The 15309-nt window shown below is 42.7% G+C and carries 16 protein-coding genes; 6 read left to right on the forward strand and 10 right to left on the reverse strand.

Features of this window, described 5'->3' with window-relative positions:
- The coding region (locus tag B4K11_RS11255; RefSeq protein WP_292959382.1) for a sigma 54-interacting transcriptional regulator at nt 1–763 on the forward strand (763 nt) is incomplete at its 5' end.
- Between the two features lie 64 nt (nt 764–827).
- Here the strand turns inward: B4K11_RS11255 and B4K11_RS11260 are convergent.
- The 6 genes from B4K11_RS11260 to B4K11_RS11285 all read right to left on the reverse strand — a co-directional run bounded on the left by B4K11_RS11260 (nt 828) and on the right by B4K11_RS11285 (nt 5462).
- The gene (locus tag B4K11_RS11260) at nt 828–1673 is read right to left on the reverse strand and encodes a hypothetical protein (protein WP_292952693.1); all 846 of its coding nucleotides are present in this window, start codon (nt 1671–1673) and stop codon (nt 828–830) included.
- 167 nt (nt 1674–1840) lie between these two features.
- A complete protein-coding gene (locus B4K11_RS11265) occupies nt 1841–2635 on the reverse strand; it encodes a replication protein P (protein WP_292952690.1) in 795 nt (264 codons plus the stop codon).
- Nucleotides 2553–3500: a DnaT-like ssDNA-binding domain-containing protein gene (locus B4K11_RS11270; protein ID WP_292952688.1), complete on the reverse strand. Its 948-nt coding sequence runs from the start codon at nt 3498–3500 to the stop codon at nt 2553–2555. The genes B4K11_RS11265 and B4K11_RS11270 overlap by 83 nt, the downstream gene beginning before the upstream one ends.
- A 70-nt stretch (nt 3501–3570) precedes the next feature.
- On the reverse strand, nt 3571–3978 hold the full coding sequence (locus B4K11_RS11275; protein WP_292952685.1) for a CBS domain-containing protein: 408 nt from the start codon (nt 3976–3978) through the stop codon (nt 3571–3573).
- A 152-nt stretch (nt 3979–4130) separates the two neighbouring features.
- Nucleotides 4131–4985: a formyltetrahydrofolate deformylase gene (purU, locus tag B4K11_RS11280; protein ID WP_292952682.1), complete on the reverse strand. Its 855-nt coding sequence runs from the start codon at nt 4983–4985 to the stop codon at nt 4131–4133.
- A gap of 123 nt (nt 4986–5108) precedes the next feature.
- Entirely contained in the window at nt 5109–5462 is a 354-nt protein-coding gene (locus B4K11_RS11285; protein ID WP_292952679.1) for a 4a-hydroxytetrahydrobiopterin dehydratase, read from the reverse strand.
- An 89-nt stretch (nt 5463–5551) separates the two neighbouring features.
- On the opposite strand from B4K11_RS11285, the gene B4K11_RS11290 reads away from it, so the two are divergent.
- The 5 genes from B4K11_RS11290 (at nt 5552) to B4K11_RS11310 (ending at nt 11751) form a co-directional block, all read left to right on the forward strand.
- Entirely contained in the window at nt 5552–7078 is a 1527-nt protein-coding gene (locus B4K11_RS11290) for a thymidine phosphorylase family protein (protein WP_292952676.1), read from the forward strand.
- A gap of 2 nt (nt 7079–7080) precedes the next feature.
- On the forward strand, nt 7081–7962 hold the full coding sequence (locus B4K11_RS11295; RefSeq protein WP_292952673.1) for a ribose-phosphate pyrophosphokinase: 882 nt from the start codon (nt 7081–7083) through the stop codon (nt 7960–7962).
- 18 nt (nt 7963–7980) lie between these two features.
- Nucleotides 7981–8544 (forward strand): alpha-ketoglutarate-dependent dioxygenase AlkB family protein, encoded by a 564-nt coding sequence (locus B4K11_RS11300; RefSeq protein ID WP_292952670.1) that lies wholly within the window; start codon nt 7981–7983, stop codon nt 8542–8544.
- Nucleotides 8545–8646: 102 nt separating this feature from the next.
- The gene (locus B4K11_RS11305) at nt 8647–11283 is read left to right on the forward strand and encodes a sensor domain-containing phosphodiesterase (RefSeq protein WP_292952667.1); all 2637 of its coding nucleotides are present in this window, start codon (nt 8647–8649) and stop codon (nt 11281–11283) included.
- 147 nt (nt 11284–11430) lie between these two features.
- Nucleotides 11431–11751, forward strand: coding sequence for a hypothetical protein (locus tag B4K11_RS11310; protein WP_292952664.1), 321 nt, complete (start codon nt 11431–11433; stop codon nt 11749–11751).
- Between the two features lie 115 nt (nt 11752–11866).
- Here B4K11_RS11310 and B4K11_RS11315 read toward each other — a convergent pair whose 3' ends face one another.
- From B4K11_RS11315 to B4K11_RS11330, 4 genes are all read right to left on the reverse strand, one after another.
- Nucleotides 11867–12238, reverse strand: a complete 372-nt coding sequence (locus B4K11_RS11315; RefSeq protein ID WP_292952661.1) for a c-type cytochrome — start codon at nt 12236–12238, stop codon at nt 11867–11869.
- 198 nt (nt 12239–12436) lie between these two features.
- Entirely contained in the window at nt 12437–13942 is a 1506-nt protein-coding gene (locus B4K11_RS11320; RefSeq protein WP_292952658.1) for a fumarate hydratase, read from the reverse strand.
- 293 nt (nt 13943–14235) lie between these two features.
- Nucleotides 14236–15084 carry a prenyltransferase gene (locus B4K11_RS11325; protein WP_292952655.1) on the reverse strand — a complete coding sequence of 283 codons (849 nt, stop codon included), beginning with the start codon at nt 15082–15084 and terminating at the stop codon, nt 14236–14238.
- Between the two features lie 20 nt (nt 15085–15104).
- The coding region (locus B4K11_RS11330; RefSeq protein WP_292959383.1) for a U32 family peptidase C-terminal domain-containing protein at nt 15105–15309 on the reverse strand (205 nt) is incomplete at its 5' end.

Consider the following 15309-nt stretch of genomic DNA (forward strand, 5'->3'; position numbering starts at 1 on the left):
TAACTGCGGAGCTCTACCTGAACAATTATTAGAATCAGAGCTTTTTGGCCATACCAAAGGGGCCTTCACTGGCGCTGTTAATAAGCACGAAGGACTGTTTCAGGCCGCAAATGGAGGCACCCTTTTTCTCGATGAAATTGGGGATATGCCCACCAGCCTACAAGTGAAGCTCCTCAGGGTATTACAGGAACGTCAAATCCGCCCCGTTGGCAGCACTGAAAGTATCCCTGTGGATGTGCGCGTTATCTCTGCAACCCATAGAGACTTAGAACAAGCGATGCAAGAGAGCAGTTTTCGTGAAGATCTTTTCTATCGCCTAAACGTTGTTAATCTTCATCTACCTCCGCTGAAAGAGAGGCCTGAGGATATTCCGCCACTCGCTCGTTATTTTGTTGAACAGGCCGCTCTTCGCCATAACCCACGTGTCAAAAGCATTTCAAGTGCAGCGCTCCAAGTATTGGCTCAAGCCTCTTGGCCGGGAAATGTTCGTCAATTAGAAAACGTGATTGAAAAAGTTACCGCTCTTAGCACCACTCCCGTTATTTCTGATTCTGCAATACATCGAGCGCTAGCGAACCAAGAACAGGTCATTGCAAACTTTAATGATGCACGGGCAGAATTTGAAAAACGCTATCTAGGAAAGGTCCTTCAGATAACTGAAGGGAATGTTACCCAAGCGGCAAAAATAGCAGGGCGAAACCGAACAGACTTTTACAAGCTGCTCAAAAAGCACGGGCTAGAAGCGGCTGATTACAAAACGTAGAACACAAGCTAACATTAAGTGCTATTAACTATTATCATAATAAGTATCACCGTAAGCACAATAGTTAGTACCACAACCATTTGTCTTCCTGAAGCTTTTTCGTTTCTACCGACAACAATGGGTTGAATAGTTTAAACACCTTGCGCTGCTTAAGCTTGGCATTTGAAATCATATTTGCAGTAACAGGATGTCCTTCGAACAAACGCTGAAAACGACCATCATCTATAGCTATATTCAATCCCACAGTTAATCGCTCATGAAGTCTTAAGTTATTTCGATTAACAAAGAAAAAAATTGGTGCCGAGTACTGAACCAGAATATTCTTCTCAACAACTAAATGAGGTTTATCAGCTACCTCTACCCACGGCTCGTTCAGAGCTCTTAGGAAAAAATCGAAACGCTTTAGTCTAAGCATAGTAAACATTGTATGCTCTAAGCCTTCAACCACGGTCATGCCATTATGGCGTAGAATAATGCTATCAGGCCAATCATGTCCCTGACCGATAACAATATTCCTTAGTTGCTCTGCCGTGATATTTGCAGGGAAGTTTTCTTGCTCCCCTTTACGAATAATGCCAATTCGATAGCCCATTAGCCCTCTCAGCAAAGGTACTGGCACGGCTTTTAATCGCTGTTCTAACTCAACAGTTGTCATTCGCCAAGTAACATCAATAACTTCATTTAACTCAAGCACCGTAGATGCACGTCCCTGCGGCATTTCGATGTTTACTGCAAGTAATTCATACTCACCAAAGGTGTCTACTGAAGCGTCTAACGCAAGTTCAAGAATATCTATGTAATATTGCTGTTTGGGATCAGGGTATTGTAACGAGAGATTATAACGAACCGTGTCTACGGCAAAACTGGGGGAGGTAAAGAACAACAAACACAAAATACTAATGAGTTTCACACTATGCTCCTATGGCTATAAAACATAGTATAGACAAGCTTTTCGCTTTACCTAGAAACCTTACTTAGCCAATTCAGCCTCATTTTATCGGTATAGATCAAACACTGGACATGGCTGCTCAGCGATAAGCAGCTATCCATTATACGTTTAATAACAAGCACTCTTAACTATTGATAATCATCGGGCAGCGTAATACCCATTGCGCTCGCGTCTACTTGAGCCTGTGTTTGAAAACGTTTACGCACTTGCGAGCCTTTAGGTTTAGTTAAATAAAACAACCACTTACTCGCGATTTCAGGTTTCAGGTTATTCTCTTCGCCCCAGCTTTGAATAAAAAGGAACAAAGCATTATCGCTTTTATCTGGTAACGCTACGGGCACTGGAGAATCCATTGTCTCCCCGGCTCTCACCCGACGGCACAGTACGTCATAGTTATAACGGAAATCTGGGTAAACATCCGCCTCATCCTCAGTACGTAACCTAAACCAACCTGTCGCCTTCCCAGCATGATATATAGCTGGATGCGTCCAGTGATGGCGCGACGCGCTATCAGAGAAGTTACACGCCTCTTCGTAAGCATGCTTCGCTACAGGTAACCCGTGATCACCTGTTAAATTTCGTAAGACCTTAATGAATTCTGAAATAGTGGGCATCCAAGCGCTATGCTCTTTGCAATAATCAATCGCAGCCACCAGCTCAGCTTCTGAATATCCATCTAAACTTAACGCCCATTCACGTTTAGCTATACGTATCTCGTCTTGGGTTTCGAAGCAGCTTTTAAACTTATGCCCATAAATTGCCATAAAGCGGGCAAATATCATGTTTACAAAGGTTTTAACTTCAACGCTTAAATTGGCATTCTGGCTCTGCTGGGCATTTTCACCAGTCGGTGTCTTTGATGTCCATGACTGCTGCGGTAACCCGTTTACGCTTTTCGCGAGTATCTCTGCGGGGGTCTTCATGGCTAAAACCTGCTTTTTGTTCGTTATTCATTCTTTTTTGTCGGCCTTCCTGAGTCTGTTTTTTAACCCATTCTCGCTTGACCCAACCTAAAAATTTCTGATCCCAATTGGTCTCTTTTCTATCTTTATCTAACCAGTATAAAACAAATTCATCAATGCACTCTTGGGCAAACTTTTGCGAGATATTATGCCGTGGGAGCAGAGCATATAAGTTTTCAGATGGTTGCCAACCTAATGCCATACCATGCAACTGTTTGTTACGTTGCTCATGCTGTTGAAATAGAGCCTGAAGCTCATCGCCTTGTCTTACCTTTTTAGCCCAACCGATACTGCCACCAAACGTAGGAGCCGGCCCGGGGTTAGGCTCTGTTGTACTCTGATAAGTACTTACCGACGTATCTGGATAATACGGCGTATCAGCACCCACTTCTGGATAAGGTTCATTTAAGTACTCTTGGGCGTTTTCATGAGGCTGAGGTGTATCGATTACAGGAATGTCTTCCATTACAGGTAAGCGACTGACCATTTCGAGATCATCTTCCGCCGAAGCCGTTTGTTCTACCACAGCATCACTCAAGCATTCTTTAAACACGATACGTACGCGCCCATCAGCAGAAAATGAAGCCTCAATACAATCAGCTGCAACCAATCTGTTTGTAAGCTGTGCTAGCGCTTCCTCATCCCAATACGGGGCGATTAGAAGCCACTGCTGCCGAGAGATGATCAATTCAGCTACAGAAACCTCAGCATTAACTGAAGAAAGCTGCTGACGATAGAGCGTCAATAGAACGGCCGCTTCAACACCTACCTCACGAATTAACGAAGGATAAAGTAATATAGGTGTTTCAGGAAAAGAATAACTCATTAAAACGCATTTACCTTACAAAGAAAAAAGCCGCAGTCTAGGCCGCGGCTTAGGACAACTATCGTAGCATTCAGCCATCTTTAGCAAAATTTTCAACGGCACGTAAAACATCACGACGACTGATCTGGCCAATCAGTTTACCATCTTTTACGACCGGTAACCGACGGCGCTTATTATTTATAAACTCTTCAGCCACTTTAATAATGTCTGCATCATGGTTGATGGTATAAACCTCTTCCGACATATAAGTACCCACAATGCCCCCCATCTCTTCCTCATGATAAGTCAGAGTGAGAATCGCCTTCAAGCAATCGACTTCAGACATCAAACCAACTAAACAGCCATTTTTATCAACAACAGGGGCACCTGTAATTTTGTACGATAAAAGCTGATTAATTGCATCAAACAGATCAGTTTCAGGTGTAAACGTAATCAAATCATTACACATGTAATCCTGAGCTTTAACAGATCGTAACATTACCATTCCTCCATGGCCGGTAGATATCTACCTGACAATAAAATACCGGGGCAAACAAAAATCATTATGACGATGAATATATACCCAGAGTCACTTGTATAATTACACCTAACCGACTCAGCCCGCAATAGTATTAGACCAATAGCATTAGGTTAATTAAAAACCACTGTTTTATTACCTTGAACTAGCACCCTGTCTTCTAAATGCCAGCGTAGACCACGTGATAACACCGTTTTCTCTACATCACGACCCAGTCTTACCATATCTTCTGGCATATCACGGTGGGTAATCCGGATGACATCTTGATCGATAATCGGACCTGCATCGAGTTCTTCGGTAACAAAATGACAGGTAGCACCTATCAACTTAACCCCGCGTTCGTGTGCTTGGTGATACGGCTTAGCTCCTGCAAAGGAGGGTAAAAAGCTATGATGAATATTGATAATACGATGAGAATAAGCAGCGCAGGTATCTGCTGGTAAAATCTGCATATAGCGAGCAAGTACGACAACATCAGCCTCATTCTCTCGAATTAACCGGCTGACTTCATCAAAGTGAGGCTGCTTATTTTTTTTATCTACAGGTACGTGATGGTATGGAACGTTATGCCATTCCACCATACTGCGTAAGTCATCATGATTGGAAATAACACAGCAAATTTCACAATCCAGTTCACCTTCATGATATCGATATAAAAGGTCTGCTAAACAGTGAGATTCTTTACTTGCCATTAAGATAACTTTTTTCGGCTGAGCCGAATCGGTTATCTCCCAATCCATATTGAAGGACTGGGCAATAGGTGAAAATGCCTCTTTCAACCCATCAAGGGTAAAAGGCAGTGCCGTTGCACAAATCTCAACGCGCATAAAAAACCAGCCGGTCGTGCTATCGGAGTGTTGATTTGCATCAGATATGGAGCCGCCATGGCTTGAGATAAAATTACTTACCATCGCCACAATCCCGACTCTATCGGGACAGGATAAAACTAATCTAAATTTACGTTCCATTTATGCCTGACTCCAAAAACAGCAATAATCAAAAGACCATTCTAACAGCAGTATTAAGCTGCTTGTAATTAAAACCCCAAAAATATCAATGATATTTTCACTACAAACTCTCTCTCTTAACCTTCACGAATACAGCGCATCACTTCTTGCTGCACAACGAAAGTCATTGCGGTGTAATCCTCCAATCGCATGGGTATACCATGCCAAGGTAACACTTCCCCACTTTGTTGTAATATCTGGGTGATGCTGCATCGTTTCAGCCATCTCACCCACCTTATTCGTAAATGCGAGCGCCTCTACAAAATTACGAAATTTATACTCTTTAATTAACACGGGTACGCTATCCTGATACTGAATTTCCCATGTATCAATTCCGTTTAATAACTTGATAATCTCATCATCTTGTAACGGCGAACTCTCAGATGTACACGCTTCACATGTTTCACCAATAAGCTTTTTATTAATATTGTTCGACATACTTATCTCCATTTTTCTATTATTGATTGACCTAAAAAATTCTACTTAGCCCAATTCCCTCATATACTGGAATAGAAGGGAGACTGATCATGACGCATACATCAGAACGGCCAAACCCATTAAAAGCTTGCCGACTCGGCTTAGATAGCCATCAAGAGCTGACCATATACCTGCGTCAAGACAGCTCTGTTTGTAGGTCAGAAGGGTTTTCTGCTCTCTCTCGTGTTTTTGTATACACAGACACCCACGAGTTAATTGCAACACTGCATATGGTAACAAGCGAACTACTGAAGCCAGGCGAAGTAGGTTTTTCAGAAGCTGCGTGGGAGAAACTAGCGCTTACTGAAAACTGTTCAGTATGGCTATCACACCCTAAACCTGTGCAATCACTCTCTTATATTAGAGCAAAAGTCTACGGCAATGAGCTCAGTAAAGAACAACTTCAGGAGATTACCAACGACATTGTTGCGGGAAGATATGCTGATGTACATTTAGCCGCATTTATCACAGCCTGCGGCGGCAACAATTTAACCATTCAAGAGATCATCCATTTAACACAAGCAATGGTTGACTCCGGGAGCCGCATTAAATGGCCGGTGCCCATCGTAGTTGATAAACACTGCGTCGGAGGCCTTCCCGGAAATCGGACGACCCCTATTTTAGTTTCTATTCTAGCCGCTGCCGGACTTACTATGCCTAAAACCTCTTCACGGGCAATCACCTCCCCTGCAGGAACCGCTGATACTATGGAGGCGTTAACCAATGTAAGTTTAAGCTTGGAAAAAATACGCTCCGTCGTCGAGCAAGAAGGGGGCTGCCTTGCGTGGGGCGGCTCAGTAAAACTGTCTCCCTCTGATGATCTATTGATCCAGGTCGAACGCGCATTAGATATTGATGGCGAAGGTCAGTTAATAGCTTCTGTTCTTTCAAAGAAGATCTCGGCTGGCGCAACACATGTTGTAATTGATATCCCAGTGGGTCCTACCGCAAAAGTTCGCAGCGACGAAGCCGCTGAAATGCTATCGAATAATTTCAAGGCGGTCGCTAAAGCACTCGGGCTGCATATCAAGGTACTTTTCACCGATGGAAGCCAACCGGTAGGGCGTGGAATAGGACCGTCATTGGAAGCACGGGATATATTAGACGTCCTTCAAAATAGCCCCAATATGCCACAAGACCTTCGACAAAGATCAGCTGAAGTCGCTGGCGCAATTTTAGAGATGGTACAAGGTTTTCCTGAAGGCGAAGGACATAAGGAAGCGCTAAAGTTACTTGATTCCGGTGCAGCATGGGAGAAATTCCAATCAATCTGTATCGCCCAAGGCGGCCTTAAAACACCTCCGATTGCACCCTATCGGTATGAATTTATTGCACATAAAAACGGCACTGTTAAGTACATTGATAATAGGAAGCTTGCCAAAGTCGCTAAATTAGCTGGCGCTCCCGCAGACTTAGCAGCCGGCGTTGATATGCATTGTAAAATTGGAGACTGCATCATCGCTAACCACCCCCTGATGACTATACATGCAGAGAGCTCTGGTGAGTTAAGTTATGCCGTTGAATACTTAGAAGAGCACTTAGATATTATTCAACTATCAACGGATAAGGAAACATAAGAATGCAGCCTATTTTATTCAACTTAGATTCGGATCCTCTCCTAGCCGAACAAATAGCACAGCAACTGTCAGCGGAGATAGGAGAGCTAGATACTCGCAGTTTTCCTGATGGGGAAAGCTATCTACGCGTCTTAAGTGATTGTGAAGCACGATCTGTAATTATCTTTTGTAACTTGTTTCAGCCTAACAACAAAATTCTACGTTTGATCTTTCTAAGCAATATATTAAAAGAATTGGGTGTAAAACGTATTGGGTTAGTTACGCCCTATTTGCCTTATATGCGCCAAGATAAACAATTTAAATCAGGTGAATGTGTTACCTCCCGGCCTTTTGCTAAATTACTGTCGGACCATTTGGATTGGTTAGTTACACTTGACCCTCACCTACATCGTTATCATTCATTAACTGAAATATACGATATAGAAAGCCGAGTTGTTCATGCCGCCCCCGTGATATCAAGCTGGGTACAGGAGCATATAAAACAACCGCTCCTTATTGGCCCAGATAGCGAGAGCGAACAATGGGTTTCGGAAGTTGCCAAACTTGCCGGCGTTCCCTTCCAAGTGCTCTCAAAAATTCGCCATGGAGACTACCACGTAGAAGTATCACTACCTGAAGTAGATCAGTGGAAAGAACATACACCCGTTCTACTGGATGACATTATCTCAAGCGGTAAAACGATGTTAGAAACGGTTCAGCATCTAAAAGAGTTAGGCCTGCCAAAACCTCTATGTATTGGCGTTCACGGACTCTTCGCTAATAATTCATACGACGAACTGCTGCTCCGCGCAGACGTTGTAACCTGCAATAGTATCCCTCACCCAAGCAATTCAATCGATATAAGTCGACATTTAACGACAGCTATCCGTGAACTTATTCAATAACGATAGGCAAGATGGATTATGGGTAAACCGGAGTATTGGCTTAAAGACGATTTTCTTCCTGAGCAAACCGCTAAGTCACTTTTAACACAACTGATCAAAGATATTGATTGGCGACAAGAGACTATCTCTATGTTTGGTAAAACCATTAACATGCCCCGACTGCAGGCATTTATGGGCGATGGAGGTATCGAGTACTCATACTCAAAGTTAACAATGACAGCCGAAGCTTGGCATCCCGAACTCATTAAGCTCAAAGGTAAAATTGAAGACCTTACAGGAAACACTTTCAATTCAGCACTGATCAATTATTATCGAAATGGGCAAGATAGCATGAGCTGGCATCAAGATAATGAACATGAACTCGGTAAAAAACCCATTATTGCCAGTCTATCATTGGGCGCAACCCGCAAGTTTGTTCTTCGGCATATAGAAAGCCGAGAAAAGCATGAACTACAACTTCATAGCGGCTCCCTTCTATGGATGGGGCCCACACTCCAATCGGCTTGGCAACACAGTCTGCCCAAATCAAAAGTGATCGAAGAACCCCGCATCAATATTACATTTCGGCAAATTAAGTACTGAACCCTACTTTAATGAATCCCTCCTGAATGGCGAGAATTTTCACTACATAAATTTATACTCAGTTGATACTATAGTCTGAATCATAATAATAAAGACTTACTCATGAACCACAGTGCACTAGCTGAACAGCCAAATATAAGAAACATTCCAAACCCAGATGAGTTATCTGCGATTTTAAAGCTTCAAAGCCAAGTGTTAGAAAAAGTCGTACAAGATGCCTCCCCTACAGAAATTTTTAATGATATTTGCCAATTTATAGAGAGCTCTGTACCTGATTGCGTTGCATCGATCATGCTACTCAATCCCAGCCGCACGCATCTAAATGTGGCGTGCGCTCCTAGTATTCCAGAAGACGCTATCGTCCATTTAAATGGTTTAATCCCTAGCCCTGAAGCGGGCTCATGTGGCACATCTGTTTTTCTTGGAGCGCCCGTATACGTTACTGAAACGAAACTCGATACACGCTGGGTGCAATTAAAGCCCATCGTAAACCAATTCAATATACAAGCTTGCTGGTCATACCCTATTCGTTTAGATGCGAGTGAAGTCACCGGCAGTATTGCAATTTCAAGTTTCAAACCACGCACACCCAGCGCTTTTCATACAAGCCTGTTAGAAGCTGCCTCAAATATCATTGGAATTGTATTAAAGCGAGCAACCTCGCAAAAACATTTAGCCAATACTGAAAGCCTACTACAGAATATTACAAATGCGGTCCCTGGGGTGCTTTATCAATACCGTTTAACAGCCGATCAACAGCAAGAGTTCACTTATATAAGCCCCGGTATAAAACAGATAACAGGGATTCTTGCTGAAGATGCTTTTAAAGATTTTGGCCTCGTATGGAAACAAGTTCACCCAGAAGACCAAGCAGCCCTCTGGTCAAGTATTATTCATACCAGCCGCCACGCAATGGCTTGGAGTCATGAATTCCGCATTTATCATCGCAATGGAGAACTGCGATGGATTAGAGGCTCTTCTCTTCCACAAGAAAAGGAGGCCGATGGCACTCAGCTGTGGAACGGCGTTTTACTGGATGTTACCCCTGAGAAAGCGACTATTGAACAGCTCAGGCTTGCAGGTATTGCCTTTTCAAGTACCAATGAAGGGATCATGATCTCTGATCGAACTAATCGCATTATTGATATCAACCGTTCCTATGCCAATATCTGTGGTTATTCACGTGAAGAGGTCATAGGGCAGAGCCCCCGATTATTTAAGTCAGATAAACACAGCCCAGAATTTTACCAATCCATCTGGAGATCACTCGACCAGAAAAAACATTGGCAAGGTGAAATTTGGAACCGCCGAAAGAATGGTGATGTCGTTCCAAATTTAGTGAACATTAATGCGGTTTACGATCCAAATACTAACGAACTAACCCACTATGTCAGCGTGGTCACCGACATAAGCTCTGTTAAAGCGTCCGAGGCTAAGTTATCCCATCTTGCTCATCACGATGCTTTAACAAACCTTCCTAACCGGCTCCTATTCAGTGCTCGCCTTGATCATGCGCTGACCCATCGCAAAACAAACGAAAAAATTGCGATGCTTCATTTAGACCTTGATAGGTTTAAACATATTAATGACTCATTAGGGCATACCTACGGAGATCAGCTATTACTCCAAGTAACTGAACGGCTTACCAAGACATTAGATAAGCATGACACTGTCGCACGTATTGGTGGCGACGAATTCGCAATTCTTGTGGAAGGCCTAGGGCATGCGGCGGATGCTTCAGCTATTGCTGAAAAGATCGTAAATGCGATGGAACAACCTTTCACCCTCGATGGGAATGACTACTTTACGACGGCGAGTATTGGTATCGCGTTAGCGCCAGAACACGGCGATGATATTGATACTTTGAGTAAAAATGCTGATATCTCGGTCTACCAAGCAAAAGAGCTCGGACGTAATAATTACGCTTTCTTTCAGCCTGAGTTATCCGAAAGCGTCGAGGAGTGGATCAGGCTAGAGCCTCTTCTGCGCAAGGCCCTTACCGAAGAACAGTTTACGCTTTACTATCAGCCACAAATGGATAGCACTGGTAATACAATCATTGGCGCTGAAGCACTCATCCGTTGGGAGCACCCTGAAATGGGGATCGTGGCCCCTAATCAATTCCTCAACATTGCGGAAGAAATAGGCATCATAAAGAAAATTGGTGATTGGGTGCTGGAGAGCTCTTTCCGTCAATTAGCTTTATGGAGAAAAGAAGGGTTAAAAGATTTTAGACTCGCCATCAACCTTGCGAGTGATCAAATAACTAAACAAGACTTACCTCTACAGATCTCTGAATTGCTGACTAAATATGAAATACCGCCAGCGATGATCGAGCTTGAGATTCTTGAAACCTTTTTACTCGAACATGAGACTAAATCCACTCAAACATTCAAAGAGCTCAGAAAGTTAGGTGTGCACCTAGCCCTAGATGATTTTGGTACAGGCTATTCCTCTTTAAGGTATTTAAAACAGTTACCGATTAACAAAGTAAAAATTGATCAATCATTAGTTAGAGATATACCTGAAGACCCTGACGATGAAGCAATAGCTAAAGCAGTTATTTTATTAGGACACACTCTTGACCTTAAAGTATGCGCAGAAGGCGTCGAAACAAGCGCTCAACGGGCCTTTTTAGAAGGAGAAGCATGTGATCAACTGCAAGGTTACCTCTTCAGTAAACCCATTCATCCAACGGCCTTTAATAATCTACTTAGAGATCACAACCGTTTAGATTAATAAGCAAATAAAAGGTAAAAAAAAGCGCTTAATGATCACCTCTTAAGCGCATTCCTTAATTTTTCGTAATTTTGACCTGTTTACTGGTAATCCCCTCTTTCGCTTCTACACTGAAAATGTACGTTCCGTTTATTGGGGAAATAAACAATGGGTAATGAAAGCTTATCAAAACTGCTAAATGAGTGGGAACAAAGGGCTCGAAATATAAATGGCCGTGAAGAAGAAACTCTTTCTATTTATAAATGTGATGCGGTCAAACTAAACGCATTAGCTCAAATGTATAACTTACCAAAAGCCGATGTCATTGCGGGCCTTATTCATGAAGCACTCAATGAGTTAGAAGCCAAAATGCCCTACATTCAAGGAAGTAAAATCATCAGAATAGAAGACGGTGAAGAGATATACGAAGACGCCGGTCCGATGCCACGTTATCTAGCTGCGCAAAAAGCGCTATTAGACGCGAGCTAAAACATTAGCGTTAATAACAAAAGGTGACAGGACTAACCGTTAGAAACAAAAAAGCCACTCAACATGCTGTTAGTGGCTTATTATTTACCGCAAGAACTTAAAAATAGTCAGCGGCTTATAAAGTTTTCAAGTAAGCTATCAGGTAATCCTGCTCAGCTTTGTCTGTAATTTCTACGTGACGCATACGAGTACCAGGTACAAATTGGTCATTACCTGCAATCCACTTGCGAAGATTATCTTCAGTCCAAGTGATTCCAGATTTACTTAGCGCATCTGAATAAGCAAAACGTGGTAGAGACGCAGCTTCACGACCAAAAACGCCAATCAAACTTGGACCAAAAGCATTCTTGCTTTCATCTAGCGAGTGACAAGCAGTACATTTGTTAAACTGTTCTTTACCTGCTGCCTGCATCATCTCTTCTGTATCTGCTACAGCTGAAAAAGATAAAGACGCGGCAAGACCTAATAGTGCTAATTTAGCTTTCATTTCCATTCCCCTCTGAATGAAATTAATGATTGGATACAGTATACCCATACTGCGACGCACAATAATTGATTTTGCTCATTATTCACACCCAAACAGGCCTAAAGAACAACTTAATACACCTTTAGACCATAAGGATAATCTAGATAAAAAAATAAAAACCGCAGCGAACTGCGTTTTTTATAACTCACTACGTAATAATTAAACCTGTTTAGCGATCAGGTCTTTCCATTTCGCAGGACCTGTTGTGTGTACAGATTCACCTGAAGTATTTACCGCTACAGTCACCGGCATATCCTTAACCTCAAATTCATATATAGCTTCCATACCCATCTCAGGGAACGCCAACACCTTAGAAGCAGTGATCGCTTTAGATACTAAATAAGCAGCACCACCAACAGCCATTAGGTACACCGCTTCATTATCTTTGATCGCTTCGATAGCCATTGGGCCACGCTCAGATTTACCAATCATGCCAAGTAAACCGGTACTTTCAAGGATTTGGCGAGTGAATTTATCCATACGAGTAGACGTTGTCGGGCCCGCAGGACCTACAACCTCATCACCCACAGGATCAACAGGACCTACGTAATAGATAAAGCGACCTTTTAGATCTACAGGCAGCTCTTCACCATTATCCAGCATCTCGATCATGCGCTTATGAGCAGCATCACGGCCAGTTAACATTTTACCGTTTAACAAAACCGTTTCGCCTACTTTCCAATCTTTAACGGCTTCCGGTGTGATCTCATCCAAATTAACACGGCGAGTGTTCTCACCAACTTCGAATGTCACTTCAGGCCAATCATCCAAATTAGGTGGAGTAAGGACCGCTGGGCCAGTACCATCAAGCGTAAAATGAGTATGACGCGTTGCAGCACAGTTAGGAATCATACACACAGGCAGAGACGCTGCATGTGTTGGATAATCCATAATTTTGACATCCATTATCGTTGTCAAACCACCAAGGCCTTGTGCACCTATACCCAACTCGTTAACTGCATCCATGATCTCTAGACGTAGTTCTTCAACCCGGTTCTGCGGTCCACGCTCACGCAACTCATGGATATCCATAGGCTCCATTAGAGACTCTTTAGCCATAACCGCCGCTTTCTCAGCTGTACCACCAATACCTATACCTAACATGCCTGGTGGGCACCAACCCGCTCCCATTGTTGGAACTGTTTTCACAATCCAATCAACGATGCTATCTGATGGGTTCAACATCACCATCTTAGATTTGTTTTCTGAACCACCGCCTTTAGCCGCAACATGTACTTCAACTTGATCGCCTTCAACGATCTCGTAATGGATAACCGCTGGCGTGTTATCTTTAGTGTTCTGACGTTTACCTGCTGGATCCGCTAAGATAGAGGCACGAAGAACGTTATCAGGGTGCATATATGCCTGACGAACCCCCTCATTAACCATATCAGTTACGCTCATTTCTGAATCCCACTGAACGTTCATTCCCACTTTCAAGAAAACAGTTACGATACCTGTATCCTGACAAATCGGACGCTGACCTTCTGCACACATCCTAGAGTTAATCAGGATCTGCGCCATCGCATCCTTTGCCGCTGGATTTTCTTCTTTAAGGTAAGCTTCATGAACACCCTGAATAAAATCTAGAGGGTGGTAATATGAAATAAACTGCAAAGCATCAGCAACACTGCTAATGAAATCATCTTGACGGATTACGCTCATGCGGTAGCTCCAATAAGGCTTTTTGTCATAAGGGATGAGGTTCTGAAAACTCTAGAAGAACATCTACTTAATGCACATTCTTTCTAGAATTATCACCCATTGCTCTCTCTTAGGAGAACTTAAACTGAGCCAAAGTATACACCAAAAGTACCGAAGATCGGTGTCCGGCATTGGTATTAGTTACATATGAACTTAGATATAAGATGCAGGAATAAAAAGAAGAGCTGAGGGACAATAAATCAACCGCTGAAACACTATAGCTTTAACCGCCAAATGCAGTAATCGACCTCATTTTAAAGCGCTAGAAAAAGACAGTAAACTGTCCCAAAAACCAGAAAGGAGCGCCCTGTTTCCTTTGTTAAAACATAACGTTCATCTTTAACTTTAGATAACAGGCGACAGGGATAAAGCGATATAAACAAGCTTGCAATAAGCAACAATATAGAAACTAAATTCCCTACAACCCCTAAGAGCAGTACGGATAAATAAATCAGTAGGATAATAATTTTATATAGGAGGACCGCATTTCCATATCCCAATCGAACTGATAAGGTTCCCATCCCTATAGACAAATCATCCTCATAATCTCTTAGTTCATTACTTAACAGCAGCAATGAAGTAAATAGACTGATAGGGATTGAAAGTAAAAAAGCATGAAGAGAAACTGTTGATGACAAGGTGTAGTAAGTACCGACTATCATCATTACCCCCATCAACCAGAACACCAAGACAACGGCCAAGCCTCGCCTTTTATAATTAAGGGGTTCAACCGTGTACCCAACCGCCCCGATTAAACCGATCAAAAATAACAGTAACAACAATGGCCCAACCTGAAACACAAGGTATAAACCAATACAGGCTGCGAGGCAAAAGCAGGTACAGCCTATGTAGGCATTGCGGATTATTTTGAGGCGGGATTGTGCATAGCGATCATCATCTAATTGAGCTAAATCAGATAAGTCATTAATCAGATTAACGCCTACCTGCAGAACTAAACCTGCAACTATGATTAAGAATGCGGTAAGAGGATCAGCATACCCATCTAGATTTGCAATCAAAATACCCGTTAAGCAAGCAAAGAAACCAACACTTAATGAGAAAGGTCTCAGCGCTTTACTGAACCGGTATTTTTCTAAATACATGACTCTTAGATCTGCATCTTCTATTTTTGACTGCTGTACTCTGGCGCATTTGGCAGATCACGCATCAGCAACGCATACTCAGGATCACTTGAGAGCTCCATTGGAATCTTCATAACATGACCGGAGCCAGGGGCTACATCCGCTTGCTTACCTTTCTTATCGATCATTTCATCCAACTTAAACTTATGATTACCCTGCGGCGTCATTAGCTCAAGCGTATCCCCT

Origin of the sequence: Neptuniibacter sp. UBA6509, from assembly GCA_002435145.1 — a bacterium.
Taxonomy (GTDB): Bacteria; Pseudomonadota; Gammaproteobacteria; order Pseudomonadales; family Balneatricaceae; genus Neptuniibacter.

Coding starts and splice junctions, on each gene's coding strand:
- B4K11_RS11300 (WP_292952670.1), top strand. CDS start 7,981: ATGGGTAAACCGGAGTATTGGCTTAAAGACGATTTTCTTCCTGAGCAA.
- B4K11_RS11320 (WP_292952658.1), bottom strand. CDS start 13,942: ATGAGCGTAATCCGTCAAGATGATTTCATTAGCAGTGTTGCTGATGCT.
- B4K11_RS11325 (WP_292952655.1), bottom strand. CDS start 15,084: ATGTATTTAGAAAAATACCGGTTCAGTAAAGCGCTGAGACCTTTCTCA.
- B4K11_RS11265 (WP_292952690.1), bottom strand. CDS start 2,635: ATGAAGACCCCCGCAGAGATACTCGCGAAAAGCGTAAACGGGTTACCG.
- B4K11_RS11290 (WP_292952676.1), top strand. CDS start 5,552: ATGACGCATACATCAGAACGGCCAAACCCATTAAAAGCTTGCCGACTC.
- purU (WP_292952682.1), bottom strand. CDS start 4,985: ATGGAACGTAAATTTAGATTAGTTTTATCCTGTCCCGATAGAGTCGGG.
- B4K11_RS11275 (WP_292952685.1), bottom strand. CDS start 3,978: ATGTTACGATCTGTTAAAGCTCAGGATTACATGTGTAATGATTTGATT.
- B4K11_RS11305 (WP_292952667.1), top strand. CDS start 8,647: ATGAACCACAGTGCACTAGCTGAACAGCCAAATATAAGAAACATTCCA.
- B4K11_RS11285 (WP_292952679.1), bottom strand. CDS start 5,462: ATGTCGAACAATATTAATAAAAAGCTTATTGGTGAAACATGTGAAGCG.
- B4K11_RS11295 (WP_292952673.1), top strand. CDS start 7,081: ATGCAGCCTATTTTATTCAACTTAGATTCGGATCCTCTCCTAGCCGAA.
- B4K11_RS11310 (WP_292952664.1), top strand. CDS start 11,431: ATGGGTAATGAAAGCTTATCAAAACTGCTAAATGAGTGGGAACAAAGG.
- B4K11_RS11270 (WP_292952688.1), bottom strand. CDS start 3,500: ATGAGTTATTCTTTTCCTGAAACACCTATATTACTTTATCCTTCGTTA.
- B4K11_RS11315 (WP_292952661.1), bottom strand. CDS start 12,238: ATGAAAGCTAAATTAGCACTATTAGGTCTTGCCGCGTCTTTATCTTTT.